This is a genomic window from Anaeromyxobacter paludicola (genome assembly GCF_023169965.1).
Taxonomy (GTDB): Bacteria; Myxococcota; Myxococcia; order Myxococcales; family Anaeromyxobacteraceae; genus Anaeromyxobacter_B; species Anaeromyxobacter_B paludicola.
This window is the reverse complement of record NZ_AP025592.1, coordinates 4,244,443-4,268,822: the sequence shown is the minus strand read 5'-3', so window position 1 is coordinate 4,268,822 and position 24,380 is coordinate 4,244,443. Positions and strand designations below refer to the sequence as shown.

25 protein-coding genes and 6 tRNA genes are annotated in these 24,380 nt (G+C 74.3%); 6 read left to right on the top strand and 25 right to left on the bottom strand.

Annotated elements, in window-relative coordinates:
- Positions 1-21: 21 nt before the first annotated feature.
- From clpX to AMPC_RS19025, 4 genes are all read right to left on the bottom strand, one after another.
- Complete coding sequence (gene clpX / locus AMPC_RS19040; RefSeq protein ID WP_248343114.1) at positions 22-1,260, bottom strand: ATP-dependent Clp protease ATP-binding subunit ClpX; 1,239 nt, start codon at positions 1,258-1,260, stop codon at positions 22-24.
- A gap of 48 nt (positions 1,261-1,308) precedes the next feature.
- On the bottom strand, positions 1,309-1,920 hold the full coding sequence (gene clpP / locus AMPC_RS19035) for an ATP-dependent Clp endopeptidase proteolytic subunit ClpP (protein ID WP_248343113.1): 612 nt from the start codon (positions 1,918-1,920) through the stop codon (positions 1,309-1,311).
- A gap of 45 nt (positions 1,921-1,965) precedes the next feature.
- Complete coding sequence (gene tig, locus AMPC_RS19030) at positions 1,966-3,255, bottom strand: trigger factor (protein ID WP_248343112.1); 1,290 nt, start codon at positions 3,253-3,255, stop codon at positions 1,966-1,968.
- Positions 3,256-3,319: 64 nt separating this feature from the next.
- Positions 3,320-3,401, bottom strand: a tRNA-Leu gene (locus tag AMPC_RS19025).
- A 114-nt stretch (positions 3,402-3,515) separates the two neighbouring features.
- Between AMPC_RS19025 and AMPC_RS19020 the strand changes: the two genes are divergently transcribed.
- The gene (locus AMPC_RS19020; protein WP_248343111.1) at positions 3,516-3,926 is read left to right on the top strand and encodes a hypothetical protein; all 411 of its coding nucleotides are present in this window, start codon (positions 3,516-3,518) and stop codon (positions 3,924-3,926) included.
- A gap of 62 nt (positions 3,927-3,988) precedes the next feature.
- Here AMPC_RS19020 and AMPC_RS19015 read toward each other — a convergent pair.
- The 13 genes from AMPC_RS19015 to AMPC_RS18955 form a co-directional block, all read right to left on the bottom strand.
- Positions 3,989-4,061 (bottom strand) — tRNA-Lys (locus tag AMPC_RS19015).
- A 109-nt stretch (positions 4,062-4,170) separates the two neighbouring features.
- A tRNA-Arg gene (locus AMPC_RS19010) sits at positions 4,171-4,247 on the bottom strand.
- A gap of 34 nt (positions 4,248-4,281) precedes the next feature.
- Positions 4,282-4,357: transfer RNA gene (locus tag AMPC_RS19005), tRNA-His, on the bottom strand.
- Between the two features lie 24 nt (positions 4,358-4,381).
- Positions 4,382-4,458, bottom strand: a tRNA-Arg gene (locus AMPC_RS19000).
- 40 nt (positions 4,459-4,498) lie between these two features.
- Positions 4,499-4,572: transfer RNA gene (locus tag AMPC_RS18995), tRNA-Pro, on the bottom strand.
- A 44-nt stretch (positions 4,573-4,616) separates the two neighbouring features.
- Positions 4,617-5,330, bottom strand: coding sequence for a non-canonical purine NTP pyrophosphatase (locus AMPC_RS18990; protein WP_248343110.1), 714 nt, complete (start codon positions 5,328-5,330; stop codon positions 4,617-4,619).
- Positions 5,330-6,049, bottom strand: a complete 720-nt coding sequence (rph, locus tag AMPC_RS18985) for a ribonuclease PH (RefSeq protein ID WP_248343109.1) — start codon at positions 6,047-6,049, stop codon at positions 5,330-5,332. The genes AMPC_RS18990 and rph overlap by 1 nt, the downstream gene beginning before the upstream one ends.
- The gene (locus tag AMPC_RS18980) at positions 6,046-6,819 is read right to left on the bottom strand and encodes an N-acetylmuramoyl-L-alanine amidase family protein (RefSeq protein ID WP_248343108.1); all 774 of its coding nucleotides are present in this window, start codon (positions 6,817-6,819) and stop codon (positions 6,046-6,048) included. Before AMPC_RS18980 ends, rph begins: the two co-directional genes overlap by 4 nt.
- Positions 6,820-6,933: 114 nt before the next feature.
- On the bottom strand, positions 6,934-7,980 hold the full coding sequence (gene selD / locus AMPC_RS18975) for a selenide, water dikinase SelD (RefSeq protein WP_248343107.1): 1,047 nt from the start codon (positions 7,978-7,980) through the stop codon (positions 6,934-6,936).
- A gap of 45 nt (positions 7,981-8,025) precedes the next feature.
- Positions 8,026-8,778 carry a nuclear transport factor 2 family protein gene (locus AMPC_RS18970; protein WP_248343106.1) on the bottom strand — a complete coding sequence of 251 codons (753 nt, stop codon included), beginning with the start codon at positions 8,776-8,778 and terminating at the stop codon, positions 8,026-8,028.
- Complete coding sequence (locus AMPC_RS18965; RefSeq protein ID WP_248346362.1) at positions 8,762-9,538, bottom strand: outer membrane protein assembly factor BamD; 777 nt, start codon at positions 9,536-9,538, stop codon at positions 8,762-8,764. Before AMPC_RS18965 ends, AMPC_RS18970 begins: the two co-directional genes overlap by 17 nt.
- Positions 9,539-9,555: 17 nt before the next feature.
- Complete coding sequence (locus AMPC_RS18960; RefSeq protein ID WP_263009625.1) at positions 9,556-11,001, bottom strand: MFS transporter; 1,446 nt, start codon at positions 10,999-11,001, stop codon at positions 9,556-9,558.
- A 43-nt stretch (positions 11,002-11,044) separates the two neighbouring features.
- Complete coding sequence (locus tag AMPC_RS18955; RefSeq protein ID WP_248343105.1) at positions 11,045-11,284, bottom strand: hypothetical protein; 240 nt, start codon at positions 11,282-11,284, stop codon at positions 11,045-11,047.
- A gap of 58 nt (positions 11,285-11,342) precedes the next feature.
- Here AMPC_RS18955 and AMPC_RS18950 point away from each other — a divergent pair, with 58 nt between their 5' ends.
- Both AMPC_RS18950 and AMPC_RS18945 read left to right on the top strand, forming a co-directional pair.
- Complete coding sequence (locus AMPC_RS18950) at positions 11,343-12,134, top strand: ATP-binding cassette domain-containing protein (protein ID WP_404800621.1); 792 nt, start codon at positions 11,343-11,345, stop codon at positions 12,132-12,134.
- Positions 12,131-13,594 carry a glycine betaine ABC transporter substrate-binding protein gene (locus tag AMPC_RS18945; protein ID WP_248343104.1) on the top strand — a complete coding sequence of 488 codons (1,464 nt, stop codon included), beginning with the start codon at positions 12,131-12,133 and terminating at the stop codon, positions 13,592-13,594. The genes AMPC_RS18950 and AMPC_RS18945 overlap by 4 nt, the downstream gene beginning before the upstream one ends.
- Before the next feature lie 19 nt (positions 13,595-13,613).
- On the opposite strand, the gene AMPC_RS18940 is transcribed toward AMPC_RS18945, so the two are convergent.
- The 5 genes from AMPC_RS18940 to AMPC_RS18920 all read right to left on the bottom strand — a co-directional run bounded on the left by AMPC_RS18940 (position 13,614) and on the right by AMPC_RS18920 (position 18,726).
- A complete protein-coding gene (locus tag AMPC_RS18940; protein WP_248343103.1) occupies positions 13,614-14,261 on the bottom strand; it encodes a regulatory protein RecX in 648 nt (215 codons plus the stop codon).
- A gap of 6 nt (positions 14,262-14,267) precedes the next feature.
- Positions 14,268-15,560: a type IV pilus twitching motility protein PilT gene (locus tag AMPC_RS18935; RefSeq protein WP_248343102.1), complete on the bottom strand. Its 1,293-nt coding sequence runs from the start codon at positions 15,558-15,560 to the stop codon at positions 14,268-14,270.
- Between the two features lie 210 nt (positions 15,561-15,770).
- Positions 15,771-16,163: a 30S ribosomal protein S9 gene (rpsI, locus tag AMPC_RS18930; RefSeq protein ID WP_248343101.1), complete on the bottom strand. Its 393-nt coding sequence runs from the start codon at positions 16,161-16,163 to the stop codon at positions 15,771-15,773.
- A gap of 10 nt (positions 16,164-16,173) precedes the next feature.
- Positions 16,174-16,620, bottom strand: coding sequence for a 50S ribosomal protein L13 (gene rplM / locus AMPC_RS18925; protein WP_248343100.1), 447 nt, complete (start codon positions 16,618-16,620; stop codon positions 16,174-16,176).
- A 90-nt stretch (positions 16,621-16,710) separates the two neighbouring features.
- The gene (locus AMPC_RS18920; protein ID WP_248343099.1) at positions 16,711-18,726 is read right to left on the bottom strand and encodes an ATP-dependent helicase; all 2,016 of its coding nucleotides are present in this window, start codon (positions 18,724-18,726) and stop codon (positions 16,711-16,713) included.
- A gap of 176 nt (positions 18,727-18,902) precedes the next feature.
- Here AMPC_RS18920 and AMPC_RS18915 point away from each other — a divergent pair, with 176 nt between their 5' ends.
- Positions 18,903-19,139, top strand: a complete 237-nt coding sequence (locus AMPC_RS18915) for a hypothetical protein (protein WP_248343098.1) — start codon at positions 18,903-18,905, stop codon at positions 19,137-19,139.
- A gap of 368 nt (positions 19,140-19,507) precedes the next feature.
- A complete protein-coding gene (locus tag AMPC_RS18910) occupies positions 19,508-20,311 on the top strand; it encodes a M23 family metallopeptidase (protein ID WP_248343097.1) in 804 nt (267 codons plus the stop codon).
- Between the two features lie 31 nt (positions 20,312-20,342).
- Here AMPC_RS18910 and AMPC_RS18905 read toward each other — a convergent pair whose 3' ends face one another.
- Both AMPC_RS18905 and AMPC_RS18900 read right to left on the bottom strand, forming a co-directional pair.
- Positions 20,343-21,098: a hypothetical protein gene (locus AMPC_RS18905; protein WP_248343096.1), complete on the bottom strand. Its 756-nt coding sequence runs from the start codon at positions 21,096-21,098 to the stop codon at positions 20,343-20,345.
- A 6-nt stretch (positions 21,099-21,104) separates the two neighbouring features.
- Positions 21,105-21,911, bottom strand: a complete 807-nt coding sequence (locus AMPC_RS18900) for an inositol monophosphatase family protein (protein ID WP_248343095.1) — start codon at positions 21,909-21,911, stop codon at positions 21,105-21,107.
- Positions 21,912-22,048: 137 nt separating this feature from the next.
- On the opposite strand from AMPC_RS18900, the gene AMPC_RS18895 reads away from it, so the two are divergent.
- On the top strand, positions 22,049-23,812 hold the full coding sequence (locus AMPC_RS18895; RefSeq protein WP_248343094.1) for an arginase family protein: 1,764 nt from the start codon (positions 22,049-22,051) through the stop codon (positions 23,810-23,812).
- Here the strand turns inward: AMPC_RS18895 and AMPC_RS18890 are convergent.
- Entirely contained in the window at positions 23,809-24,330 is a 522-nt protein-coding gene (locus AMPC_RS18890) for a TlpA family protein disulfide reductase (protein WP_248343093.1), read from the bottom strand. The genes AMPC_RS18895 and AMPC_RS18890 overlap by 4 nt on opposite strands.
- Positions 24,331-24,380 lie beyond the last annotated feature (50 nt).

Sequence of the window (24,380 nt, the reverse complement as noted above, 5' to 3'; positions counted from 1 at the left end):
TTGTACCGCGGAGGCGGGGCGCTAGGCGCTCTCCGCCTCCTTCTGCAGCACCACGAGCGGGGCCTCGTTCTTGTCGATGACGTCCTCGGAGATGACGATCTCGCGGACGTTCCGCTTGCTCGGGACGTCGTACATGATGTCGAGCATCGCCGACTCGAGGATGGCGCGCAGCCCGCGGGCCCCCGCCCGGTTCTTGAGCGCCGCCCGGGCGATGGCCTGGAGCGCCCCGTCGGTGAACTTGAGGGACACCCCGTCCATCTCGAGGAGCTTGCGGTACTGCTTCACGAGGGCGTTCCGCGGCTTGGTCAGGATCTCGATGAGCGCCGGCTCGTCGAGCTCCTCGAGGCTCGTGACCACCGGCAGGCGGCCGACGAACTCGGGGATCATGCCGAACTTGAGCAGGTCGTCGGGCTCCACCATCGCGAGCAGCTCGCCCACGTTCTTCTCGGTCTTGCTCTTCACGTCCGAGCCGAAGCCGAGGCTGCGCCCGCCGAGCCGCCGCTCGATGATCCCCTCGAGGCCGCAGAAGGCGCCGCCGCAGATGAAGAGGATGTTCGAGGTGTCCACCTGCAGGAACTCCTGCTGGGGGTGCTTGCGGCCGCCCTTCGGCGGGACGTTCGCGACCGTGCCCTCGATGATCTTGAGGAGCGCCTGCTGCACGCCCTCGCCCGAGACGTCGCGGGTGATGGACGGGTTCTCGCTCTTGCGCGCGATCTTGTCGATCTCGTCGATGTAGACGATGCCCTTCTGCGCCCGCTCGATGTCGTGATCGGCGGCCTGCAGGAGGTTGACGATGATGTTCTCGACGTCCTCGCCCACGTAGCCGGCCTCGGTGAGGCAGGTGGCGTCGGCGATGGTGAACGGGACGTTCAGGATCTTGGCGAGCGTCTGCGCGAGCAGCGTCTTGCCCGAGCCGGTGGGGCCGAGCAGGAGGATGTTCGACTTCTGCAGCTCGACGTCGTCGAGGGCGACGCGGGTCTCGATCCGCTTGTAGTGGTTGTGGACCGCGACGGCGAGCGTCTTCTTGGCCCGCTCCTGGCCGATGACGTACTCGTCGAGGATGGTCTTGATCTCGGAGGGGCGCGGGATCCGGAGCTTCTGGTCCTTCTTCTCCTCCCCGGCGATCTCCTCGGCGATGATGTCGTTGCAGAGCCCGATGCACTCGTCACAGATGTAGACGGTGGGCCCGGCGATGAGCTTCTTCACTTCCTTCTGCGACTTCCCGCAGAAGCTGCAGCAGAGCGTCTCGCGCTTTTCCAATTTCGACCTCCTCGGCGCCTGACGCCGGCTGCTCCGTACAACAGGAACCTACTGCGGCTTCTTCTCGACCGCCCGGCTCTGGGTGATGACGTCGTCGATGAGCCCGTATTCCTTGGCTTCTCCGGCGCCCATGAAGTAGTCGCGGTCGGTGTCCTTCTCGATGCGCTCGATCGGCTGCCCGGTGTGCTTGGCGAGCATCTCGTTGAGCCGGGCCTTGAGCCGCAGGATCTCCTTGGCCTGGATCTCGATGTCGGTCGCCTGGCCCTGGAAGCCGCCGAGCGGCTGGTGGATCATGATCCGGGAGTTCGGCACCGAGAAGCGCTTGCCCTTGGCCCCGCCCGAGAGCAGGAAGGCGCCCATGCTGGCCGCCTGCCCGAGGCAGATGGTCGAGACGGCGGGCTTCACGTACTGCATGGTGTCGTAGATCGCGAGCCCGGCGGTCACCGAGCCGCCCGGGCTGTTGATGTACAGCATGATGTCCTTGTCCGGGTCCTCGGACTCGAGGAACAGGAGCTGCGCGATCACCACGTTGGCGACGTCGTCGTCCACGGGCGTGCCCAGGAACACGATCCGGTCCTTGAGCAGGCGCGAGTAGATGTCGTAGCTGCGCTCGCCCCGGTGGGTCTGCTCCACGACGTAGGGCATCGGGATGTAAGGCATCGTTCTTCCCCGTGAATTTTCGACGTTGGGCCGCGCCGGACCCGGTTACTTGAGTGTAGCTTCCGAGGTGAGGAAGGCAAGCGCCCTATCCTCCCTGAGCCGGTTCCTTAGCGCGCTGCGGGCGTTCCCGCCCTTCATCTGCTGCTGGAGCTTCGCGAGGGGTATACCCATCTCGCCGGACATGCGCGCGAGCTCGGCCTGGACGTCGTCGTCGGTCACCTCGATCTTCTCGGCGTCGGCGATCGACTCGAGGAGGAGCGCGCCCTTCACCTGGAGGAGCGCCTGCTCGCGCAGGTCGGCGCGGAGCCGCGGGATGTCGAGGTCGAGCTGGCGGGGGTCGAGCCCCTGCCTGGCGAACCGGGAGAAGGCGCCCTGCAGCATCACGTCGATGGCGTGCTCGACCATCGCCGGGGGCACCTCGAACTCGTTCTTCGCGAGGGCGGCCTTGATGACGGCGTCCTTGAGCTCCGCCTCGGCCCGCTGGGTCTCGCGCTTCTCGAGGTCGGCGCGGATGCGGGCCTTGAGGGCGTCGAGGGTCTCGATCCCCTCCAGCCCGACGTTCTTCGCGAGCTCGTCGTCGATCGACGGGACCTCGCGGCTCTTGAGCGACTGGAGCTTCACGCGGAAGTGGGCGGTCTTGCCGCGGAGCGGCTCGTAGCCGGCGTCGGCGGGGAAGGTCTGGTCGAGCTCGACCGCGTCGCCCACCTTGGCGCCGGCGAGCTGCGGGATGAAGCCGGCGGTGAGGTCGCCCGGCTCCACCTTGATGGTGACGCCCTCGGCCTTGCTCCCCTCGAACGGCTGGCCGTCCACGGTGCCCTCGTGGTCGATGACGGCGTAGTCGCCGGTCTGCGCCTCGAAGCGCCCCTCGACCGGCACGAGCCGGGAGAGCGAGTCCTGGATGCGCGTGAGCTCGTCCGAGACCATCTGGTCGGTCACCTCGGCCGGCTTCCGCGTCACCTCGAGCTGCTTGTAGTCCTTCGGCTCGAGGCGGGGCTTCACCTCGACGCGCGCGCTGTAGCGGAAGGGCTGGCCGGCGGCGAGGCCCGGCTCGGCGACGTCGACGCGGGGGGAGGCCACCGGCTGCAGGTCGTGCTGCGAGACCGCCTCGCCGAAGCTGGCGTTCACGACGGTGTCCACCACCTGCCGCTCGACCTCGTCGCGGAAGTGGCGCTCGAGGACGTTGCGGGGCACGTGCCCGGCGCGGAAGCCCCGGAGCTTCACGCGGCGCCCCAGCCCGGCGTAGGCCTTGTCGAGCTCGCGGGCGACCCGCTCCGGATCCACCTCGACGGTGACCTTCTTCTCGACGGGGGAGATGGCTTCGACCTCGATCTTCATCGCGATTCCTTTGTCTTTGAAAGCGGCTACAGGTACGGCCCGCACGCGGCGGGGTCAAGAAGATTGGGCGGGGAGGGGCTCGAACCCTCACGCCTTGCGGCACGAGATCCTAAGTCTCGCGCGTCTGCCAGTTCCGCCACCCGCCCTCGGGGGCCGGCGGAGCGAGCCGCCGGCCGGTCGCCACCCACCTCGAAGCCCCCGCTTGAGGGACCGCAGGTCGGGGAGCGACATGGCCGATCGCAGTGTAGTAGAAAACTTCCATGATGGACGCCGCCCACGAGCACCCGCCGGAGGCGCCCTGCGCACCCGGCTGCCCGGGGTGGGCGGAAGGCGCACTCCACCTCTTCCACCTGCAGCACCGGTACGCGGAGATGATGGAGGCCTGCCGGACGGCCAAGGACATCGAGTGCGTCATCGTGAACCCGGCGACGCCGGGGGTGGTGCTGCCGGAGTACCTCGCCGAGGAGGAGGCGGTCCGGCTCAACCTCGTGCTCGGCCGCGACACCCGTGAGGTCCTCATCGACGAGTGGGGGCTCCGCTGCAGCCTCACCTTCCAGCGGCGGCGGTTCGACTGCGCCCTGCCCTGGCCGTCGGTGATGGCCGGCATGCTGCGGCCGCCGGAGCGCCGCCGGCCGCGCTTCGCGGTGATCGAGGGCGGCAAGAAGGACTGAGCGAGGCAGGACGGCCACAAAAACCAAACGGGGACCCCGTTACCAGGGTCCCCGTTCTCGTTTGAGCGCAGAAGGAATCGAACCTTCAACCTATGGATTAAGAGTCCATTGCTCTGCCAGTTGAGCTATGCGCCCTCGCTGCTCTACGTGCTGCGTACCGCGGTGTGGATGCCTTCGTCGCCGAAGGGGCCGCCGATCTACATCGCCCCCGCCGTGCTGTCAACGCCGAATCGCCCTGCGTTGCTGGCGCGCCCGGAGGGAGTCGAACCCCCGACCCGCGGCTTAGAAGGCCGCTGCTCTGTCCAGCTGAGCTACGGGCGCGAAGCCCTGTCGCGCGGCCCTCGTCGAAAGAAGATGGGGTGAGTAAAGGGGCTCGAACCCTTAACCCCCGGATCCACAGTCCAGTGCTCTACCGATTGAGCTATACTCACCGTAAACCAAGAAAACCTCGAAGCTGGCGCGCCCGGAGGGAATCGAACCCCCGACCTGCGGCTTCGAAGGCCGACGCTCTATCCAACTGAGCTACGGGCGCGAAGTCCTGCCCGGCAGCATCCACACCATCATTTCAAAGATCGGGGCGGCGGGATTCGGACCCGCGACCTCCTGCGCCCAAGGCAGGCGCGCTACCAGGCTGCGCTACGCCCCGGAGCGTACCGGGAGCGGCGAGCGCCCACGGAAAGACGGCTGTTACTAGCCTTGCCTCTCGCTCTTGTCAAACGCTAGCTGGCCGAGCAGCGGTCGAAGCATGCGAAAGGCCCGCCCGCGGTGCGAGAGCGCGTCCTTCTCCTCCGGGGCGAGCTCGGCCATGGTGAGCTCCCCGGGCCCGCTCCCGCGCTCGGGGACGAAGAGCGGGTCGTAGCCGAACCCACCCTGGCCCCGGCGCGCCAGGCCGATCCGGCCCCGGCAGGCGCCCTCCACCGCGGCGTGGATGGTCCCGTCGGACCGCGCCAGCGCGAGCACCGCCACGTAGGCCGCGCCGCGGCGGTCGTCGGGCAGCCCCGCGAGCTCCTCGAGCAGCTTGTCGTTGTTGAGCTCGTCGCGGACTCCGCGCGAGGCCTCGGGGCCGAGCTCGCCCAGCCCGGCCTCGCCGAGCGCGCAGGCCGGGCTGGCGCTCGCGCGGAGCGGCTCGAGCTCGGACCAGCGGGCGCTGTGGACGCCGGGCCGGCCGCCGAGCGCGTCCACGCAGAGGCCCGAGTCGTCGGCCACCGCCCAGGTCCCGGCGAAGCGGGCGAAGGCGGCGGCCTTCTTCTCAGCGTTGGCCCGGAAGGTGGCCCCGTCCTCCACCACCTCCGGCAGCGGCCGGCCGAGGTCCTCGGGCGAGATCACCCGGACCGGCAGCCCGGCCACGAGCCGGCGCAGCTCCCGGAGCTTCCCGGGGTTGGTGCTGCCGAAGAAGAGGTCCATCACCGGAGCGCCGCCTCCTGCGCCGCCTTGAGGGTGGCGATGCCGCCGAGCGCGGCGTCGAGCATCCGGTCGAGGTCCTCGCGCCGGAAGGCCTTCCCCTCGGCGGTGCCCTGCACCTCGACGAGCGCCCCCTCGCCGGTGGCGACCACGTTCATGTCCACCTCGGCGGTGGAGTCCTCGTCGTAGTCGAGGTCGAGCCGCACCGCGCCGTCCACGATGCCGACGCTCACCGCGGCCACGTGCCGGAGCACCGGCCTCGCGGTCTGGGAGAGCTTCTTGCCCTGCAGGGCGCGCACCGCGAGGGCCAGGGCCACGAAGCCGCCGGTGATGGCGGCGGTGCGGGTGCCACCGTCGGCCTGGATCACGTCGCAGTCCACGGTGATGGTCCGGGGCCCGAGGGCGCGCAGGTCCATGGCGGCGCGCAGGGCGCGGCCGATGAGCCGCTGGATCTCGAGCGTGCGCCCGCCCTGCTTGCCGCGGGCGGCCTCGCGCGCCATGCGCTCGTGCGTGCTGCGGGGCAGCATCCCGTACTCGGCGGTGACCCAGCCGGCGCCGGTGCCGAAGACGTGCGGGGGCACCTTCTCGTCCACCGAGGCGGTGCAGAGCACGTGGGTGTCGCCGAAGCGGGCCAGGCACGAGCCCTCGGCGTGCTTGCTGACGCGGGGCTCGAGGGAGACGGGGCGGAGGTCGAGAGCGGCGCGGCCGAAGGAGCGGTTCATGGGCCGCGTAGGATAGCGGCAGAGGCCGGCCTGCGCCACGCCGCGATCCCGTCGGCCACCGCCTGCGCCAGCCGCTCCTGGTACGCCGCCTCGGCGAGGCGGCGGGCCTCGGCGGGCTGGCTCACGAACCCGAGCTCCACCAGCACCGCCGGCATGCGCGCGCCGGCGAGCACGTAGAACGGGGCCTGCTTCACGCCGCGGTCGGGCGCGCCGCTCCGCGCCACCACCGTGCGGTGGATGGCGTAGGCGAGCCGTGAGCTCTCGGCGAGCGTCTCGGCGTCCTGGAGGTCCTGCAGGATCCCGCCCACCGGATCGGCGGCGTCGAAGGGCGCGCCGCCGGCGAGCCGGTCGGCGTTCTCGCGGGCCGCCACCGCGTTGGCCCGGGCGTCGGTGGCGTCGGCGGAGAGGAAGTAGGTCTCGATCCCGCGCGTCGCGGCCCGGGCGCGGCCGGGCATGGCGTTGAGGTGGATCGAGACGAAGAGGTCGGCCTGCTTCGCGTTGGCGAGCGCGGCGCGGCGGGCGAGGTCCACCGGCTGGTCGGCGTCGCGGGTGAGGAGCACCTCGGCCCCGTCGGCGCGGAGGCGCGCGGCGAGCCTCCGGGCGATCGCGAGCGTGAGGTCCTTCTCCCGGAGCCCGGCGGGCGAGAGCGCCCCGTCCTTGTCGCCGCCGTGGCCGGGGTCCACCACCACCACGAGCGGGGGCGCGGCCGCCGCGGCCAGGGCGGGGGCGAGCGAGAGGAGCAGGGCGAAGGAGAGGGCGAGGCGGCGCACGGCGGGAGCATCGTAGCATCCGGGCGGGGCGCGCGCCTCGGGGGGGCGCCTGGCGGCCCCTCCCCTGCCCTCCCCGTCCGGCGGGGAGGGAGTGACCCGGGGCTCGCCCGGGCTTCAGATCACCTCGAGCCGCGCCGGCCCCTCGAGCACCTCTCCCACGTCGGCGGCCCGGACGCCGGCCCGCTCGAGCGCGGCGAGCAGCTTGCCCGCCCGCTTCTCGGGGACGGCGGCGAAGAGGCCGCCGTTGGTCTGGGCGTCGGCGAGCACGAGCCGCAGGGCCGGATCGACGCCGGGGCCGAAGTCGGTGTTCGGCTCCACCCAGGCGAGGTTGGCCTTGGTGCCGCCGGGCACGACGTCCTGCGCCGCCAGCTCGCGCACCCCGTCCTGCACCGGCACGCGCGAGGCCTCCAGGCGGAGCCGCACGCCGGAGCCCTCCGCCATCTCCCAGGCGTGGCCGAGCAGGCCGAAGCCGGTGATGTCGGTGAGCGCGTGGACCGCGCCGCTCGCGGCCAGCACCTCCCCGGCGATCCGGTTGAGCTCGGCCATCACCTCGACCGCCACCGCGGCGACGTCGCGCGGGGCGACGTCGCGCTTGATGGCGGTGGTGACGATGCCGGCGCCGAGCGGCTTCGTGAGGAGGAGCCGGTCGCCCGGCCTCGCCCCGACGTTGCGGAGCACGTGGCGCGGGTGGACCTCGCCCGTCACCGCGAGGCCGTACTTCGGCTCCGGGTCGTCGATGCTGTGGCCGCCGAGGATGGGCGCGCCCGCCTCGCGGGCGGTGTCGGCGCCGCCCCGCAGGATCTCGGAGAGCGTGGACATCGGCAGGGTCTTCACCGGGAAGGCGACCAGGTTGAGCGCGAAGAGCGGCCGCGCCCCCATGGCCCACACGTCGGAGAAGGCGTTGGCGGCGGCGATGCGGCCGAACCAGTAGGGGTCGTCCACCACCGGCGTGAAGAAGTCCACCGTCTCCACGATCGCGCGCGAGGGCGTGAGCTGGTACACGGCGGCGTCGTCGTGCGTCTCGTGACCGACGAGCACGCGGGGGTCGTGGTTCCTCTCGACGTGGCGCAGGACCTGCGCCAGATCCGCGGGGCGGATCTTGCAGGCTCAACCGGCCCCGTGGCTCAGGCTGGTGAGCCGGATCTTCTCCGCCGTGTCCATGCGTTCCCAATAGCGCCGCGGGCCCCGGGGGGCAAGCCGGCGGCGTCAGAGACCGGAGGTGAAGAGCCAGCGCGCGCCGTCGCGGGCGAGCCGGTAGTGGGCCCGCAGCCGCCGCGCCTCGTGGCCGGGGACGGCGAGCTCGTAGTCCTCCCCCACCTCGGCCGAATCGCGGTCGGCGCGGATCTGCCAGGCGAGGATGCGCACCCGCGCGCCGGGCTCGGCGGCGTAGTCGCCCGCGGCGCGCCGGAGCGCCTCGGCCCGCGGGCCGTCGTGGCCCGGGCTCGCGAGCCGCCCGAGCGCCGCCGGGTCGCGCGCGTTGAAGGCGTCCTCGCGCCGGAAGAGGGCGAGCAGCACGCCCCGCAGCCGGTCGAAGCCGTCGCCCTCGGCGCAGTAGAGGGCGATGCTGCACGGGTGCATGTGGAAGCGCTCGCGCCCGAGGTAGGTGAGGGTGGCCGACTGGCCGCGCCAGTCCACGTGCCCCTCCGCCTCCAGCTGCGCGGTCACGAGCGCCTTCGGGCCCTCGAAGGCCACCACCACGTCGCGGTAGCGCACCGGCGCGAGCTCGGCGGTGCCGCCGGCCCGGTAGCCGTACACGTCGTCGAGGTGGGCGCGGCCGAGGTTGGCGACGGCGTGGCGGACCTGGGTCTCCGGGCTCTCGACGGCGCCGGACCCGATCGCGGCGAGCTCGGCCCGGTAGGTCCAGAGCAGCGCCGCGGCGCCCGCGGCGGCGAGGATGGGGACGAGGTACGGCGCGCCGCTCCGGAACGGCCGCCGCTCGCGCCTATCGAAGCGCCTCAAGGCGCTTCTCCGCCCCCGCGGCGCGCGCCGCGTCCGGGTGGCGGGTGATGAGCTGCTGCAGCGCCTGGCGGGCGCGGAACCGATCGTCGAGCCGGACCGCGTAGAGGTCGGCGAGCTGCAGGTAGGCGTCCACCTCGTGCCCCGAGCCGGGGAAGTCGCGGACCAGCCCCTCGAGGCGGCCGGCGGCCCCGGCCCACTTCTCGCGCTTGGCGTAGAACTGGGCCACGTACCACTCGTGCTCGGCGAGCCGGTTCTGCGCGTCGCCGGCGAGCTTCTCGGCCTCGGCGCGGTGCTTCGAGCCGGGCCACGCCTTGAGGAACTCCTGGAAGCGCTGGCGGGCCTTCTGGAGCTGCGCCTGGTCCTTCTCGTAGGTGGGCGGGAAGAGGATGAAGCCGGAGGGGGCGTCGCGGTAGAGCGCCTCGGCGGCGCGGAAGGCGGCGTAGTCGGCCTTCTCGTGGGTGGGGTGCAGCTTCACGAAGGCGTCGTAGGCGTCGGCCGCCTCGGCGAAGGCGTCCTGCTCGAACTTCACGTCGGCGACGGCCAGCTCCGAGAGGGCGGCGTACTTGGAGAAGGGGTACTTGGTGCGCGCGTGCTCGAAGAACTTCACCGCCTCGAGCCAGTTGTGGTCCTTCATCTCGGCCTGCCCGGCGGCGTAGTCCTCCTCGGCGGTCTTGCCGTAGAGCACCTCGCCGGTGAGCGAGACGCGGGAGCTGCCGCAGGCGGCGGCGAGGAGCAGGGCGAGGGCGAGCAGGCGGCGCATGGAACGCGCAAGATAGCCTACCCGTCCGCCGCCTGCATCCCCGGAGAGGCCGCGCCGGCGGCCGCCCGTCGCGGACCGGGGCCGGGCGGGGCCGGGGGCCCGGGGCGCCGCGGGGGCGGCGGGAGCGTCGCGAAGGCGGCGAGGCCGCCGGCGGCGCAGGCGAGGGCCGCCGCCCGCAGCGCCACCCGGCAAGCCGCGGCGAAGGCCGGGGTGTCGGCCGCCGCCGGGTCCACGCCGGCGAGGCCGGGGATGACCGCCACCCCGAGCAGCCCGGCCACGCGCGCCACCGCGTTGTTGAGGCCGGAGGCGATCCCGGCGCGATCCTCGCCCGCGCCGGTGATCGCCGCGGTGGTGAGGGGCGCGACGGTGGTGGCGAGCCCGAGGCCGAGGAGCGACACGGCCCCGAGCAGCGGCGCCGTGCGCTCCACCTCGGCGAGGACCGCCAGCCCGGCGGCGGCCACGAGCGGCCCCGCGGTCATGGGGAGCCGGAAGCCGATCCGCCCGGCGAGCCGCCCGCTGGCGGGCGAGAGCAGCAGCATGAGCAGCGTCACCGGGGCGAGGGCGAGCCCGGAGGCGAGGGGGGACCAGCCCTGCCGCGCCTGGAGCCGGAGCACGACCAGGAAGAGGGCCGCCGAGAGCGCGAAGTAGACGGCGAAGGTGGTGAGGTTGGCGCCCGAGAGCTGGCGGCTGCGGAAGAGGTCGAGCGGGAGCATGGGGTGCGGCGTGCGCCGCTCCCGGAGCAGGAAGGCCGCGAGCGCGCCCAGGCCGGCCGCGCCGCCCCAGAGCACCGGGGGGCTCCACCCGGCGCCCGGGCCGGCGATGAGCGCGAGCACGAGCCCGGCGAGCCCGGCGGCGGCAAGGAGCGCGCCCGGCCAGTCGAGGCGGGCCGCGCGGCGCGGCGACGGCGTCACGCACCGGGCGGTGAGCCAGAGCGCCGCGGCCGCGACCGGCAGGTTGAGGAGGAAGATGAACCGCCAGCTCGCGGCCTGCACCAGCCAGCCGCCGAGGAGCGGGCCGGCGGCGGTGGTGACGCCCGAGAGCGCCGACCAGGCGCCGACCGCGGCTCCCTGCTCCTCCGCGGCGAAGGAGCCCCGCACGATGGCGAGGCTGCCGGGCACGAGCAGCGCCGCCGCGCAGCCCTGCAGGGCCCGCGCGAGCCAGAGCACCGGCAGGGTGGGCGCGAGCCCGCACAGGGCCGAGGTCACCGCGAACAGCGCCACCCCGGCGGCGAAGACCGCCCGGCGCCCGAGGAGGTCGCCGAGCGCGCCGCCGAGCAGGAGCAGCGACGAGAGCGTCAGCAGGTAGGCGTCCACCACCCCCTGCAGCCCGGCGAGCCCGGCGTGGAGCTCGCGCGCGATCGACGGGAGCGCGACGTTCACCACCGTGGTGTCGAGGAACGCCATCCCCGACGCGAGCACCGTGGCGGCGAGCACGCCGCGGCCCCGCGCGGACCGCAGCGGCACGGGGCCGCCCGGCGGCGGCGGGGCGCGCGGGGACGCCACGGCGTCAGGCGCGGTCGCGCAGCTCGGGGGCGCCCGCCTGGTGCGCGCAGTGGGCGCAGCAGTAGAACTTGCCGCCGGCCTCGACGCCGTGCCCGATGACCCGGCAGTCGCAGTGCTCGCACCGGGGCGCCATCCGCTGGATGGCGCACTCGAAGCTGTCGAACACGTGGGTGGCGCCGCCCGCCACCACCTGGAACGACTTGTCGTAGCTGTTCCCGCAGACCTCGCAGCTCTGTTCCTGCACGCGGCACCTCCCCCGCCCGGCGCGGGCGGCCAGAGCCCCAAGATGCGCACGCCGCGGCTTGCGCGAGCCGCCCGGGGAGCTAGAGATCCCCCGCCTGCCCCCTCCGCCCGCCATCGCGCTCGACGCGGTCGTGAAGCGCCACGGGACGGGGGCGGTGGTCGGCCCCATCTCGCTCGCGCTCCCGCCCGGGCGCACCCTCGCGCTGGTGGGGCCGAGCGGCGCGGGCAAGTCCACCCTGCTCCGGCTGGTGCTGGGGCTCATCCGCCCCGACGAGGGAACGGTCGGCTTCGAGGGCGCGCCCATCGGCCCGCGCGACGACGCCCTACGGCGCCGCATGGGCTACGTGGTGCAGGGGGGCGGGCTCTTCCCGCACCTCACCGCCCGCGGCAACGCCGGGCTCCTGGCGCGCTGGCTCGGCTGGCCGGCGGCGCGGATCGACGCGCGGATCGCCGAGCTCGCGGCGCTGGTCCGGCTGGAGCCGGAGGCGCTCGATCGCTTCCCCGGCGAGCTCTCGGGCGGGCAGGCGCAGCGGGTGGGGCTCATGCGCGCGCTCCTGCTCGACCCGGCGGTGCTGCTGCTCGACGAGCCGCTCGGCGCGCTCGATCCCCTCACCCGCGCCGCGCTGCAGGACGACCTCCGCGCGGCCTTCGCGGCGCTCGGCAAGACCGTGCTGCTCGTGACCCACGACCTCGCCGAGGCGGTGTTCTTCGCCGAGCGGCTCGCGGTGCTCGCCGGCGGCCGCGTGCTGCAGGAGGGGACGTTCGAGGAGCTGCTCCGGTCCCCCGCCGATCCGTTCGTGACCCGCTTCCTGCACGCCCAGCGCGGGCTCTCGTTCCCGGAGGGGCGGTGAGCGCGCTCGCGGCCGCGCTCTCGCTGCTCCTCGCCGCCATCCCGGCGGTCCGGGTCGGGTCGAAGAAGTTCACCGAGTCGGTGCTGCTCGGCGACCTCGCCGCCGGGCTCGTCGCCGGGGCCGGAGCGCGGGCCGAGACCGTCCGCGAGCTCGGCGGCACGCGGGTGCTCTGGGAGGCGCTGCGGCGGGGCGAGCTCGACCTCTACCCGGAGTACACGGGGACGCTGGCGCGCGAGATCCTGGGGGCGGACCGGCCGCTCGACCTCGACGCGCTGCGCGACCGGCTGGCGCCGCTCGGGGCCGGGCTCACCGGGCCGCTCGGCTTCGAGGACACCTACGCCGTGGGGATGCGCGCCGACCGCGCCGAGGCGCTCGGGATCCGCACCCTCTCCGACCTGGCGCGCCACCCGGAGCTCCGGCTCGGCTTCACGAGCGAGTTCCTCGACCGGGCCGACGGCTGGCCGGCGCTGCGCGACCGGTACGGGATCCGGGCCCGGCCGCGCGGGCTCGACCACGACGTCGCCTACCGGGCCGTGGCGCAGGGCGAGCTCGACGCCATCGACCTCTACTCGACCGACCCGGAGATCGCCGCCTACGGCCTGCGCGTCCTCGAGGACGACCGGCGCGCCTTCCCGGAGTACCAGGCCGTCCTCGTCTACCGGCTCGATCTCGCGCGGCGCGCCCCGGCGGCGCTCGCGGCGGTGCGGCGGCTCGACGGGCGGCTCGGCGCGGCCGAGATGATCCGGCTGAACGGCAGGGTGCAGCTCGCCGGCGAGCCCTCCGAGGCGGTCGCGGCGGCGTGGCTCCGGCAGGCCTTCGGCGCGGCGGCGCCGGTCCGGGCCGAGGGGCTCCTCGGGCGGGTGGCGCGGCGCACGGGGGAGCACCTCCTCCTCGTGCTCACCGCGCTCGCCGCGGCGGTGGCGGCCGGGGTGCCGCTCGGGGTCGTCTCGGCGCGCCGCGCGGCGGTGGGCCGGGCGGTGCTCGGCGCCGCGGGGCTCGTCCAGACGGTGCCCTCGCTGGCGCTCCTCGTCTTCCTCCTGCCGCTGCTCGGCATCGGGGCCCGGCCGGCGGTGGCGGCGCTCTTCCTCTACGGGCTGCTCCCGATCGTCCGGGGGACCCACGCCGGGCTCGCCGGGATCGCCCCGGAGCTGCGCGAGTCGGCCGAGGCGCTGGGGCTGCCCCCGCGGGCGCGGCTGCGGCTCGTGGAGCTGCCGCTCGCGCTCCCCTCGATCCTGGCCGGCGTGCGGACCGCGGCGGTCATCGCGGTGGGCACGGCCACGCTCGGCGCCCTCATCGGCGCGGGCGGCTACGGGCAGCCCATCCTCTCCGGGCTGCGGCTCGCGTCGGTGCCGCTCATCCTGGAGGGGGCGGTGCCGGCGGCGCTGCTGGCGCTCCTCGTCGAGGCCGGGTTCGAGGGGCTGGAGCGGGCGGTGGTGCCGCGCGGGCTGCGGCGGCGGTGAGCGCGGCAATCGCCAGGCCTCAGTCCTCCTCGGGCGCCCACCCGAGGCCGAGCGCGCGGGCCACCACCTGGGCGGAGAAGCCGCGGCCGGCGAGGAAGCGGGCGTGGCGGGCGCGGGCCTTCTCGTCGAGGCCGGCCGGCGCAGCGCCCCGGAGCCGCCGCTCGAGCGCGGCGCGGCAGAGGGCGAGCTCGCGATCGGCGGGGCGGGCGCCGTCCTCGCCGAGGGCGGCGGAGACGGTGGCGCGGGCCTCGGCGCCGGGGATCCCGGCCGCCTGGAGCCGCCGCTCGGCGAGCCGCGGCCCGGCCCGGCCGCCCGCGAGGAGCGACCGCGCGCGGGCGCGGGCGTAGGCCCGGTCGTCAAGGTAGCCGAGCCGGGTCACCCAGGCGATCACCTCGTCCGCGACCTCGGAGAGCCCGTCCTGCGCGAGCCGCGTCCGGAGCTGGCGCTCGGTGCGGGCGTGGTAGGCGAGCACCCGGAGCGCCACGGCGCGCCCCCGCTCGAGCGGGCTCGCCTCCTCCTCGGGGCGCGCGGCGCTCCGGGCGCGCCGGGCGGCGCGCGGCGGCGGGGCGCGCTCGGGGACGGCCTCGGGCGAGCTCGTCTCCGCCTCGTCGGCGGCGGGCGGACCGCGGCGCGGCCGGCGCCGCTCTCTCGGCGTCCTGGGGGGCACCCTCGGCTAGAACCGCTCGATCTGGAAGTCGTCGTCGGCGGCGGGCGCGGGCGCGCGGGCCGGCACCTGGGCCGGCTGGATGCGCGCCACCGGGGCGCCGGCGGCGGCCGCGGGGCGGGGCGCCACCGGGGGGCCGGCCCGCGGCGCCGCCGGGGCGGCCGCGGCGGGGGCCGGGACCGGGCTCGGGGTGCCGCCGGCCTCGAAGCTGTCCCACTTCGAGTCGCTCGTGCCCGAGACGCCCGACACCCGCAGGGCGAAGTCGTCCGGGTTGGTCGCCTGCCGGAGCGCCTCCTCGTAGGTGATGAGGTTCGACTTGAGGAGGAACATCAGCGACTGGTCGAAGGTCTGCATCCCGTAGGAGACGTGCCCCTGCGCGATGGCGTCGTGGACCTCCTTCGTGCGGTCCTTGTCCTCGATGAGCTCGCGGACGCGCGAGGTGTTGAGCAGCACCTCGATGGCGGGGACGCGGCCGCGCCCGTCGGCGCGCGGCACGAGCCGCTGGCTGATGACCGCCTTGAGCACCGAGCCGAGCTGCAGCCGCACCTGCTTCTGCTGGTACGGCGGGAAGGCCGAGATGATGCGGTTGATGGTCTCGGTGGCGTCGAGGGTGTGCAGCGTGGACATCACGAGGTGGCCGGTCTCGGCGGCGGTGAGCGCGGTCTCGATGGTCTCGAGGTCGCGCATCTCGCCCACCAGGATCACGTCGGGGTCCTGGCGCAGGGCGCTCTTCAGCGCCTGCCCGAAGCTCATCGTGTCCACCCCGACCTCGCGCTGGTTCACGATCGACCGCTTGTCGCGGATGAGGAACTCGATCGGATCCTCGATGGTCATGATGTGGCAGGTCTCGGTGGCGTTGATGTGGTCGATCATCGACGCGAGGCTGGTGGACTTGCCGGAGCCGGTGGTGCCGGTGACGAGCACGAGGCCGCGCTGCTCGCCCGCGATCTTCTCCAGGATCTTGGGGAGCAGGAGCTGCTCGATCGACTGGATCTTGAACGGGATGACGCGGAGCACCACGCCGACGGTGCCGCGCTGCTGGAAGACGTTGACGCGGAACCGGCCCAGGCCCGGCACGCCGTAGGCGAGGTCCACCTCGTTGGTCTGCTTGAACCGCTCCCGCTGGAACTCGTTCATGATCCCGGCCGCCATCTTGGCGATCTCCTCCGGGGGGAGGCGGCGGGCGTCCTTCAGCGGGACCAGCTGGCCGTCCACGCGGAACATGGGCGGGAGGCCGGCCTTGAGGTGGATGTCGCTGGCGTTCCCTCGGAGGGCGACCTGGAGGATCTCGTTGAGTTCCATAGGGGGTGCCTGGGAGGGTACCACCCGGGTCGAGCGGAAATCCATGAGGGCGCTCGCTCCCTGGGCCGCCTCGGTGGGACCCGCGCGCACATGGGGAGGGCGCCCCGCGCAGCGGGGGAGCGGCGGGACAGCAGGTCCCGTTCAAATGCCAACGGCCGGCCGCGAGTGATCGCGGTCGGCCGTTGCGGATCGGCGGGTGCCGAGGTGCGCTTAGCGCTTGCTGAACTGGAAGCGCTTGCGGGCGCCCGGACGGCCGTACTTCTTGCGCTCGACGGCGCGGGCGTCGCGGGTGACGAAGCCGGCCTTCTTGAGGACCGGGCGGTACTCCGGGTTGAGCTCCATGAGCGCCCGGGTGATGCCGTGCCGGATCGCGCCGGCCTGGCCGGAGAGACCGCCGCCGCAGGCGTTCACGAACACGTCGAGCTTGCCCATCTGGTCGACGAGCTTGAGCGGCTCGACCAGGATCATCTTGGACGTCTCACGGCCGAAGTACTCGTCCATGGTCCGGCCGTTGATGGTGATGTTGCCGGTGCCGGGGGAGAGCCGGACGCGCGCGATCGACTCCTTGCGGCGGCCGGTGGAGAGCTTGAGCTGGGTGGCCATGTTCGGATCCTTACAGCGAGAGCTTCAGCGCCTCGGGCTTCTGGGCGGCGTGCGGGTGCTTCTCACCCGCGTAGACCTTGAGCTTGCGCATCATGTCGCGGCCGAGCGCCGACCGGGGCAGCATCCGGCGGACCGCGTTCAGCATGATGTCTTCCGGGTGCCGCTCGCGCAGCTTCTTCATCGGCGTGAGCTTCTCGCCGCCCGGGTGCATGGTGTGCGTGAAGAAGACCTTGTCGTCTTCCTTGTTGCCGGTGAAGCGGGCCTTCTCCGCGTTCACGATCACCACGAAGTCGCCGACGTCCATGGAGGGCGTGTAGTTCGGCTTGTGCTTGCCCTTGAGGATCTTGGCGATCTGGCTGGCGGCGCGGCCGACGGTCAGGTCGGTGGCGTCGACGAGCCACCACTTGCGGCCCTCGAGGGCCTCGTCACGGGTCGCGCTGTGAGTCCGGTTGTTCATGGAAAACCTTCTACTTGGGCCTGAAAATGAAGTGCGGCTTCTAGAGTAAAGCAGGCTCCCTGTCAAGGGAGATCGCCTGGACGAGTGGTGTCAGCCCCGGGCCGCGGCCAGGCGAGCCCGGAGGCTCGCGAGGACCTCGCTCGAGCGGGCCGCCGTCTCGGGGCTCCTCGAACCGGACGACGGATCATACAGGGCAAAGGCCCCGGAGGGAAGGTCCTCGAGAAAACGGCTGGGAGTTCGCGGGAGAAGCTTGCCCCGCTTGAGCCGCGCGGAGGCCCGGGTGAGGGTGAGCTCCTCGCGCGCCCGGGTGATCCCGACGTAGGCCAGGCGCCGCTCCTCGTCGAGATCGCGGGCCTCCCCCTGGATGCCGGCGGAGGGGAGCAGGTCCTCTTCCATCCCGATCAGGAACACCACCGGGAACTCGAGCCCCTTGGCCGCGTGGAGGGTCATGAGGGTCACCCCGTCGCCGCCGTCGGGGTCGTCCTCGCGGGAGTCGAGCGCCATCCGGTTGAGCCAGGTCATGAGCCGCGGGCGCCGGGAGCGGTTCTCGAAGGACTCGAGCGAGCGGAGCACGCCGTCGAGGGCGTCCACCTTGCGGGCGCCCGCCTCGGCCGACTGCACCTGGCCGCGGGCGTGGCTGTAGAGGTCCACCTCGGCGACGAGCCGCTTCGCGGGGTCGGTGATGGCGCCGGTCGCGAAGGCGGCCTGGTAGCGGCGCACCAGGTCCACGAAGCCCGTCATCCGCTCCGCGGCGCCGCGCGGCAGCCCCTCGATCTCGCCGGCGCGCGCGAGGGCGTCGAAGAGGTGGACCCGGTGCTGCAGCGCCCAGTCGTGCACCTTCTCGAGCGAGGCGTCGCCGATGCCGCGGGCCGGCACGTTGACGATCCGCGCCAGCGAGACCTCGTCGTCGGGGTTCACGCAGACCTTGAGGTAGGCGAGCAGGTCGCGCACCTCGGCCCGGTCGAAGAAGGCCGGCCCGCCGTGGACCTTGTACGGGATGCCCTGCTCGCGCAGCGCCTCCTCGATCGGGCGGGACTGGGCGTTGAGCCGGTAGAGCACCGCGCAGTGGCGCCAGGCCCGCCCCTCGGCGCGGGCGCGGCCGATCTCCTGGGCCACGAACTGCGCCTCCTCCTCGTCGGTCTGGAGGGCGGCGAGCCGCACCGGGACGCCGTCGCCGGCGGCGGTCCAGAGCCTCTTCTCCTTGCGGCTCGCGTTCTTGCCGATGACGCCGTTGGCGCAGGCCAGGATCCGGCCGGTGGAGCGGTAGTTCTGCTCGAGCCGGACCTCCTTCGCGCCCGGGAAGTGCCGGTCGAAGCGCAGGATGTTCCGCACCTCGGCGCCGCGCCAGCCGTAGATGGCCTGGTCGTCGTCGCCCACGGCGCACACGTTCATCCGCTCCCCGGCGAGCAGCTTCAGGAGCTCGAGCTGGCAGCGGTTCGTGTCCTGGTACTCGTCCACCAGCAGGTAGCGGAAGCGGGCCTGGTACTTCGCGAGGACCTCCTCGCTCCCGCGCAGGAGCTGCACCGGCTTGGCGATGAGGTCGTCGAAGTCCACCGAGCGCTGCGCCTTGAGCGCGAGCTCGTAGCGCGGGAAGACCTCGGCGGCGACCAGGTCGTAGTCGTCTCCTTGGCCGGCCGCCTTCGGGTCGAGCCGCTTGCGGAGCGCGTTCTTGGCCTTGGAGATGAGCGCCAGCACCCGCTGCGGGTCGAAGCTCCGGTCGTCCACCTTCACCTCGCGCATGCAGCGCTTGAGGGCCGCGAGCTGATCCGACGCGTCGAGGATGGCGAAGCGCTTCGGCAGGCCGGCCGCCTTGTGCTCCTCCTTGAGGAGCCAGAGGCCGAAGCTGTGGAAGGTGGAGACGAAGACGTCGGCCCCGGGCGGCCCCGCGAGCTGGGTCACGCGCTCGCGCATCTCGCCGGCGGCCTTGTTGGTGAAGGTGACGGCCAGGATCCGCTCCGGATCGACCCCCTTCTCGACGAGGTGGGCCACCCGGTGGGCGATGACGCGGGTCTTGCCGGAGCCGGCGCCGGCGAGGACGAGCAGCGGGCCCTCGGTGGTGGTCACCGCCTCGCGCTGCGGCGGGTTGAGCGTGGAGAGATCGAGCATGGGGCGGCCCGCGAAGGAGTGGCTGCTTCTCACGGGACGGCGGTGCCCGGCAAGGGGTTGACAGTCGCCCCGCGGCGGGCTCCGCCGGCGGGGGTCGCGGACGTCCGCGCGCGGGCCGCGCCGACGGGCGTCGCGGACGTTGCGCACCGGGGCGGGTCGTGGTCGGATTCGCGCCCGTGAAGACCCTCCTCGCCCTCTGCCTCCTCGCCCTCGCCGGCTGCGCCACCCTCCGCAGCGACGAGACGGTCTGCCCGGAGTACCGGGACCTGCGCTGCCTCACCGCGCCCGAGTGCTCGCTCGACCGGACCCGCGGCTGCCGGGTCTGCCAGTGCCGCAAGGTGGACGCCGCGCCGGCGAAGGAGGACGGACGGCTCCCGAGCAACCTCCCGCCGGACCAGGTGGTGAAGCCCTGAGAGCCCTCCGGGTCACGGCCGCGGTCCTCGGCGTGGGCCTGGGCCTGGGCCTCGGCGCGGGCGCCCTGGCCGCCCCTCCCCTGCCCTCCCCGCCCGGCGGGGAGGGAGTGGCCCCCATTCCCCCCGGCGGCGCAATAGCCGCTGCCATTCCCCCCGGCGGCGCAATAGCCGCTGCCCTTCCCTCCGGTGGAGCAGCCGCTGCCCTTCCCTCCGGCGGAGCAGCCGCTGCCCTTCCCCTCTCCCGCGGAGCGGGGGAGGGCCAGGGAGGGGGCGAGACACGAGGCCCACCGGAGCGCCTCGGCATCGCTCCTGCGCTGCCCTCCCCCTCTCCCGCGCAGCGGGGGAGGGATGGGGAGGGGGCACTCGCGGTGCCCGCCCTCGCCGTCCGCCCGGCCTCGGTGCGCCCCGGGGACGCCTTCCTCGTCGAGGCGCGCGGGGTGGCGGCGCCGCCCCTCGGGGCGGTCGCGGGCCGGCCGCTCGAGTTCTACCCGGTATCCGGCGGCTACGAGGCGATCGCGGCGCTGCCGCTCGAGACGCCGCCCGGAACCCTCGCCGTCGAGGTCCGCGCGCCGTCGGCGACGGATCCCCAGGCGCGGCTCGCCGCGCCGCTCGAGGTGGTGGAGCCCCGGTTCCCGGCCCGGACCCTCTCCGTCGAGCCGCGCTTCGTCGAGCCCGCGCCGGAGGTGCGCGCCCGCATGGAGGAGGACAAGGCGGCCATCGCGCGCGCCACCGCCGTCCCCTTCTCGCCCCCGCTCTTCGACGCGCCCTTCGCGTGGCCGCGGCCGCCGTCGTTCACCGGGCGCTACGGGGATCAGCGCGTCTACAACGGCAAGCTCGCGAGCCAGCACTACGGCCTCGACTTCCGCGGCGCCCCGGGCGACCCGGTCCGCGCCGGGAACGCCGGCCGGGTGGTGCTCCGGCGCGACTGCTACGCGAGCGGCCTCACCGTCATCCTCTCGCACGGCGCCGGCCTCTTCACGAGCTACTTCCACCTCTCGAAGGCGCTCGTGCAGGAGGGCGAGCGGGTCGAGCGCGGGGCGCTCCTCGGCGCGGTGGGCGCGAGCGGCCGCGCCACCGGCCCGCACCTCCACTACTCGGTGCGCGTGGGCGACCTCTTCGTGGACCCGGAGTCGGTGATGCGGCTGCCGTTCGTCCCGCGGGAGGCGCGCTAGACGCGAAGGCCGTCGCCCGGCGATGCACGACTCAGCAGCCCCGCAAGGCCGCCGCGAGCAGGAGGGCGAGGACCGCCGCGATGGCGAGCGCCGCTCCGTGGCGCCGCGCGGCGGAAGCAGGACCCGGCGCGGCCGGGACCGGGAGCGCCGGCGGAGGATCCTCCGGCCCCCCGTGGACCGCGGCGGAGCTCGCAGGCCGGGGCGCTTGCCTCGGCGGGGCGAGATCGACGGGGCGCCGCGAGGCCATCGCCAGGAGCAGGTCCTCGAGCCGCCCCGCCCGCTCGGGCGGGATCTGGGCGGGCGCTCCCGGGGACCGCTCGCCGGACTCGGGCCCGGGCGCGGCCTCCCCTCCCCCGAGCCGGCGCGCCAGCCCGGCGATCCGCGCGGGCAGCGTCCGCGCCGCGAGCTCGGCGAGCAGCGTCCGGGCGGCGCCTCCCAGGTCGCCGCGCGCCCCCGCGACCAGCACCTCCCAGCGCCCCGCCCAGCGCGCCACCTCGCCCTCGAGCCAGCCGTCGAGGAGCTCCAGCTCCTCCGGGGAGATCACGCCCGGGCGCCCCTCGCCCGCCGCGCGCGCCACCCGGTCGAGCGGCGGGAAGAGCGCCGCGAGCACCCGGCCCGCCGGAGCGCGGCCGGCGGCCCCGAGCTCGAGCTGGCCGGAGAGGGAGCGAAGGGAGGGCCGCGCCGCCACCGCCTGCGCCGCCCGCGGCAGGAGGGCGCCGAGCAGCGTCCGCTCGCCCCCGCCGGGCGGCCCGGCCCCCTGCCCCTCGCCCACGCGCATGCGGCTCACGCCGGACTACCCGGGCTCGCCCCGCGCCGTCACCTCGGCGATGGTCTCGAGCAGCAGCTCCTGCAGCGCGGGGGTGGCGGCGACCACGTCGCCCGTGCGGAGCATCCCCTCCCCGCCGTCGAGGTCGTTCACGAGCCCGCCCGCCTCGCGCACCATCAGGATCCCGGGCGCGATGTCCCAGGGCTTGAGCTTCATCTCCCAGAAGCCGTCGAGCCGGCCCGCGGCCACGTAGGCGAGGTCGAGCGCGGCCGAGCCGAGCCGCCGCACCGCGCGAGCCTTCACCATGAAGGCGCCGAAGAGCCTGAGCGGCAGGTCGTAGTGCTCGTGGATGTCGTAGGGGAAGCCGGTGCAGAGCAGCGCCCGCCGCAGCTCGGCGGCGCCGGAGACGCGCAGGGGCTCGCCGTTCAGCGTGGCCCCCTCGCCGCGCGCGGCGGTGAAGAGCTCGTCGCGCAGCGGGTCGTAGGTGGCGCCGGCCGCGATCCCGTGCTCGTCCACCACGCCGACGTTGCAGGCGAAGACCGGCAGGCCGTGGGCGTAGTTGGTGGTGCCGTCGAGCGGGTCCACGATGAAGCGGAGCCGCCCGTGCCCGCCGCCGCTCGCGCCCGACTCCTCGGCGAGCACGTCGGCGTCGGGGAAGCGCGCCCGCAGGAACGAGAGCAGGGCCTCCTCGCTCGCCTTGTCGGCGTCGGTGACGAGGTCGATGCCGCCCTTGTACTCGATGGTCCGCCGCTGCCCGAAGCGCTCGCGCAGCACCGCACCGCCTCGCCGCGCCGCCTCCGCGCAGGCCTCCCGCAGCTCGTGTCGCTCGGACAAGACGCTCTCCTGGCCCCCCAGGGTCGGCGGAGGATAGCGCGGTCCGGCCCCCGGCGCCCCAGGTTCCGCGCCCCCGTCCGCCCGGCGCTCCCCTCCTGCGCTCCGCCCCCGCCGCGCCGTTCGTCTACACTCGCCGGGTGCCCGGGCTCCGATCGCTCGCCTACCGCCTGAAGAGCTGGCTGCGCCGGCGCGACGTGACCGTCTGGTACTCGCCCGCCTACCGGATCCCGCTCTCCGGCCTGGAGCAGTCGGCCGGCGTCGAGCCGCGCCGGGCCGACTTCGTCGCCTGGTGGCTGCTCGAGTCGGGGGCGGTGCCGGCGTCGAGCCTGCGCGCGCCGCACCGGATCCCGTTCGCCGACCTCGACCGCGTGCACACCCTCGAGCTCCTCGACTCGCTCGGGCGGCCGGAGACGCTGGCGCGCATCTTCGCGGTGGACCCCTCGGACGTGCCGACCGACGAGCTCGTGAACACCGCCCGCCTCGCCTGCGGCGGCACGCTCGAGGCCGCGCGCGAGACCCTGCGCACCCGCGCGCCGGCGCTCAACCTCCTCGGCGGCTTCCACCACGCCGGGCCCGGGAGCGCCGGCGGCTTCTGCCCGATGAACGACGTGGCGGCCGCGCTGGCGGCGCTGCGGGCCGAGGGGTTCGAGGGGACCGCGGTGGTGCTCGACCTCGACGCCCACCCGCCCGACGGGATCGCGGGCTGCCTCGCCTCGGACGCGCCCTCCTGGATCGGCTCCATCTCCGGCTCGGACTGGGGGCCGCTCACGCGCGTGGACGAGACGGTGCTGCCGGAGGGCGCCGGGGACGACCTGTACCTCGAGACGCTGGAAGGGCTGCTCGGGCGGATGCCGCGCCCCGACCTCGCCTTCGTGCTCGCCGGCGGCGACGTCCTCGCGGGGGATCGCTTCGGGAAGCTCGGGCTCACGCTCGACGGGGCGCGCCGCCGCGACCTGCGGGTCGCGGTCGAGCTGGAGGGCGTCCCCTCGGTCTGGCTCCCGGCGGGCGGCTACAGCCCGAACGCCTGGCGCGTCTTCGCCGGCACCGGGACGGTGGTGGCGACCGGCGCGCTCGACCCCATCCCCGCCGACTACGACCCGCTGCAGGCCCGCTTCGCCGACATCTCGGCCACCATCCCGCAGGAGTCGCTGGGCGAGTCGGGCGACTTCTCCGCCGCGGACCTCGAGGAGGCGCTCGGGCTGCGCCCGCAGCGGGACCGGCTGCTCCTCGGCTACTACACCCGGTCCGGCCTCGAGCACGCCCTCTACCGCTACGGCATCCTCGACCACCTGACGCGGCTCGGGTTCGAGCGCTTCCGGGTGGAGTTCGACCGGGCCAACCCGGGCGACCGGCTCCGGCTCTTCGCCACCTCGCGCGGGCGGGAGGAGCTGCTCCTCGAGTTCGTCTACGAGCGGCGGCGGGTGGCCGGGCGCGACGTGCTCTACGTGCACTGGGCGAGCCTGCGGAACCCCCGGGCCCGCTTCAGCGAGAAGCGGCCGCGCCTCCCCGGGCAGGAGGTGCCGGGCCTGGGGCTCGCGCGCGAGGCGGGCGAGATGACGGCCCTCATGGCGAAGCGGCTCGGCCTCGCCGGCGTGGCGTTCCGCCCGGCCTGGTACCACACCGCCTTCGGCGCCCGGCACAACTTCGCCTTCGTCGATCCGGGCCGGCAGGGCCGGTTCGAGGCGATGGTGCGCGACCTCGCCGGCCTGCCCCTGCGCGAGTCCACCCTCGCGGTGTCGGAGGGGCGCATCCTCATGAACGGCCAGCCCTACGCCTGGGAGGCCGACGAGATGGCCTTCTGGCTCGAGCCCGCGCCGCGCGACCTCGCCGCCGTCCAGGCGGAGCGCGACCGCGTCCACTTCGACTGGAACCGGGCGCCGGCCGAAGGGCGCGGGGCCTAGGGCTCGGCGAGGAGCTGCTCCACCTCGCGCCGCTCGTCCGCGAAGGTGGTCGCGTCGTAGCCCTCGTGGACGAAGCGGATCACCCCGCGCCGGTCCACGACGAGGGTGGTGGGCAGCCGCGCCACCTCGTAGCGGGACGCGTTCGCCGCGCCGCCCTTGTCCCAGTAGATGCCGAAGTGGACCGGGACCGCGGCGAGGAAGGGCGGGAGCTGCGCCTGGTCCTCGTCGAAGGCCACCGCGTAAACGGCGAAGCCGCGCTCGCCGAGCTCGAGGTAGAGCCGGTCGAGGGCGGGGAAGTATTCCTTGCACGGCTCGCACCAGGTCGCCCAGAAGTCGACGATCCGCACCTTCCCCTGCCCCTCGGCGAGGTCGAGGCGGCGGCCGTTGAGGTCGGTGCCGTCGACGGCGAGCGGCTGGCCGATCTTGGCGGCGGCGCGGACGTTCGCGTGCGGGCCGGCGCAGGCGGCGGAGAGGAGGGCGGCGAGGAGGACGGCGGCGGACGACGGGGACACTCGCATGGGTCCGCCGAATGTAACCGCACGGGCCCCTTCCGGTCACCCTTCACCGA

What these genes read in the sequence shown, in the direction of transcription:
- clpP (WP_248343113.1), bottom strand. Translation starts at nt 1,920, where the DNA reads ATGCCTTACATCCCGATGCCCTACGTCGTGGAGCAGACCCACCGGGGC.
- AMPC_RS18920 (WP_248343099.1), bottom strand. Translation starts at nt 18,726, where the DNA reads ATGCTCGATCTCTCCACGCTCAACCCGCCGCAGCGCGAGGCGGTGACC.
- rplM (WP_248343100.1), bottom strand. Translation starts at nt 16,620, where the DNA reads ATGAACAACCGGACTCACAGCGCGACCCGTGACGAGGCCCTCGAGGGC.
- AMPC_RS18890 (WP_248343093.1), bottom strand. Translation starts at nt 24,330, where the DNA reads ATGCGAGTGTCCCCGTCGTCCGCCGCCGTCCTCCTCGCCGCCCTCCTC.
- tig (WP_248343112.1), bottom strand. Translation starts at nt 3,255, where the DNA reads ATGAAGATCGAGGTCGAAGCCATCTCCCCCGTCGAGAAGAAGGTCACC.
- AMPC_RS18990 (WP_248343110.1), bottom strand. Translation starts at nt 5,330, where the DNA reads ATGGACCTCTTCTTCGGCAGCACCAACCCCGGGAAGCTCCGGGAGCTG.
- rph (WP_248343109.1), bottom strand. Translation starts at nt 6,049, where the DNA reads ATGAACCGCTCCTTCGGCCGCGCCGCTCTCGACCTCCGCCCCGTCTCC.
- AMPC_RS18935 (WP_248343102.1), bottom strand. Translation starts at nt 15,560, where the DNA reads ATGGAACTCAACGAGATCCTCCAGGTCGCCCTCCGAGGGAACGCCAGC.
- AMPC_RS18965 (WP_248346362.1), bottom strand. Translation starts at nt 9,538, where the DNA reads ATGCGCCGCCTGCTCGCCCTCGCCCTGCTCCTCGCCGCCGCCTGCGGC.
- rpsI (WP_248343101.1), bottom strand. Translation starts at nt 16,163, where the DNA reads ATGGCCACCCAGCTCAAGCTCTCCACCGGCCGCCGCAAGGAGTCGATC.
- AMPC_RS19020 (WP_248343111.1), top strand. Translation starts at nt 3,516, where the DNA reads ATGATGGACGCCGCCCACGAGCACCCGCCGGAGGCGCCCTGCGCACCC.